Here is a 2,272-nt window from a genome sequence, read left to right as displayed (position 1 = left end):
TGTTAACGTCAATATAAATTTCACCAATTTTGCTGGCCGGCAAAACCAATCGCGCTGGCGGGATCGCACCATTTGCGCTGGTGCACTTTCACCAGTTAGGCCCCCTCTCCAATCCTTTTCGTATCCCTGGGAAGGTCCTTCATTCGGTACGAGGGACCCGTTATCTTCAGCAGCGTGCAGTGGTGCACGAGCCTGTCGGCGATGGCGGAGGCGGTCACCGCATCCCCGAATACGTCGGCCCATGCGCCGATTCCCACGTTCGTCGTCACTATCGTGGACCGATGCTCGTAGCGCGCCGACACCAGCCTGAACAGCAGGTCGGCCCCCTCGTCGTCGATGTCAAGGTAGCCCAGCTCATCGATGATGAGCAGCGTGCAGTGGGCGTAGTACTTGATCCTCTTCTCCACCAGGCCCCTTGACGCCGCGTCCTTCAGGTCGGCGACGAGCCTTGCGCAATCTATGAAGCGGACCTCCTTCCTGGCACGGACGGCCTCCACGCCCAGCGCTATGGCGATGTGGGTCTTTCCCACGCCCGGGTTTCCCACGAGCAGCACGTTTTCCGCCCGTTCCAGGAAGCCGAGGGACGACAGCCCGATCACCGTGGGCTTGTGGACGCTCGGCTGGAATCCGAAGTCGAAGTCGTCCAGGGTCTTCACGTAGGGAAAGCCCGCCGACTTCACGCGGCGCTCCATCTCCTTGCTGTTCTTCCTGTCCACCTCCATGGCCGCAAGCTCCATGATTGCCGTGCAGAAGTCCATCTCCCCGCCGGAGACCATCGCCTCGTACCCAGGCAGCGCCGATGCCATCGCATCGAGCCCCAAGGCCTCCAAGCCGTTCATCATCCGCACATACGTGCTCGATTCCCCCAATGAGCCCATCGTTACCTCCACGCGTCTTCCGACTCTCCTATGATTCGCAGGTTCTCCCTGGCCGCCGCCTGGATGTCCTCGTCGGCATACCTTCGCTTCGAGGACAGGGCCTCCTCGTAGTGGGCCGGGTCGTAGTTGATCCTTCCGGACGCCTTGGACATGTCGTGCAGCGCCACCAGCTGGCCGTCCATGCTTATGCGCAGCTGGCCCCCGGGCATGGCCAGCAGCCTCACCCTCTTTCCGATGCATCTCCTCGGGACCGACCATTCCCGGCCCCTGCATCTGACGAGCATGGTGCTGGGCACGACCTGGTCCGACACGTCGCCGACCATCTCCTGGAGGGCTCGCAGGTTGCCGATCGGGCGCAGGTAGTCCTTCTCTTTGAGGAAGGCGACGGCAGGCGGCACGCCGAGCGCCTCGTGGGGCTCCAGGTTGGCGCGCCTTTCTATGTTCGCGATGATCGCGATGAGCTCGTCCTCGCCGTCGAAGTCGAAGTCGTATGCGCGCAGGCGGCTTAGGAACCTGTTTGCCGACTCGTCCTTGCCCTTGGTCTCGGGCGACCTGCGTGCGCAGTACTCGATTCTGGTTCCCGCCTCCTTGGCGAACCTGTCGGCGCGTTCGCTGCGTTTGCGCCCGCCTTTGCTGAACGAGACCAGCGACGACATGTTGTCCGTAAGGCAGGTCTCTGTGAATCCGCCGTTGGCGACGGCGACGTCAAGCAGGCAAGCGAGCACGTCGTCGGCGGTCTTGGTCTTAGAGTAGCGGTACCTCTTCAGCCTTGAGGCCCCGAGGATGGCGGAGAACACGTTGAATTCGAAGATCTCGCCGTTGACGTCGGTCATCCTGATGTCCTCCTTCCAGTCGAACTGGAGCTGGACTCCCATCGGGGTCTCGAATCGCGGATGCGGGACCGGGCCGCCGGGCGGCGTGCCGCAAGCTATCTGGTGCTTGCGCATGTACTCGGTCAACGTCGGGTACTTCGGCACCTTCTCCTCGCCATACCTGTCAACGAGGTATTCGTGGATCGCCTTCTTGGTAACGCCCGGAAGGCCCGCCTTCTGCGCGATGACCTCCCGGTACTCATCGAAGCCGCTCGGCTTCTCGGATCGCCCGTCGGAAACGTCGGACCCGTTGCGCCAAAGCTTGGCAACCGTGTGCCGGTCCATCCCGTAGCGTCTTGCCACGTCGGAGAAATTCGGCGTAGTTCCCGCTTGGCGATACATGTCAAGCTCTCCCATCACATTCCTTTCCAACCTTGCGCTCCTTCCTGGATCAACGAACAGGAGGAGCATATTTCCTGACAAAGGTTGGTGAAAGTACACCAGCGCGGTTGGCGCCAAAAGGCCAGTGTGATTGGTGAGGTTATGCCAGTTGATTTGGTTATTTATACGTTAGCGCTAACA

Annotated in this window: 2 protein-coding genes; both read right to left on the bottom strand. The window is 61.3% G+C overall.

Annotation, left to right across the window (positions count from 1 at the left end; translation table 11 throughout):
* Positions 1–95 precede the first annotated feature (95 nt).
* Positions 96–890: an IS21-like element helper ATPase IstB gene (gene istB / locus ACTQV4_RS10250; RefSeq protein ID WP_441559973.1), complete on the bottom strand. Its 795-nt coding sequence runs from the start codon at positions 888–890 to the stop codon at positions 96–98.
* On the bottom strand, positions 881–2,107 hold the full coding sequence (locus ACTQV4_RS10245) for a Mu transposase domain-containing protein (RefSeq protein ID WP_441559974.1): 1,227 nt from the start codon (positions 2,105–2,107) through the stop codon (positions 881–883). The genes istB and ACTQV4_RS10245 overlap by 10 nt, the downstream gene beginning before the upstream one ends.
* Between the last annotated feature and the right edge of the window lie 165 nt (positions 2,108–2,272).

It is taken from the genome of Collinsella sp. LCP19S3_B11 (assembly GCF_052121915.1).
Classification (GTDB): domain Bacteria; phylum Actinomycetota; class Coriobacteriia; order Coriobacteriales; family Coriobacteriaceae; genus Collinsella.
Note: the sequence above shows the minus strand (reverse complement) of the source record. Positions and strands in the feature narration are given on the sequence as shown.

Bases quoted from the DNA above. Each gene is read 5' to 3' on its own strand.
- ACTQV4_RS10245 (WP_441559974.1), bottom strand. From the start codon at position 2,107: ATGGGAGAGCTTGACATGTATCGCCAAGCGGGAACTACGCCGAATTTC.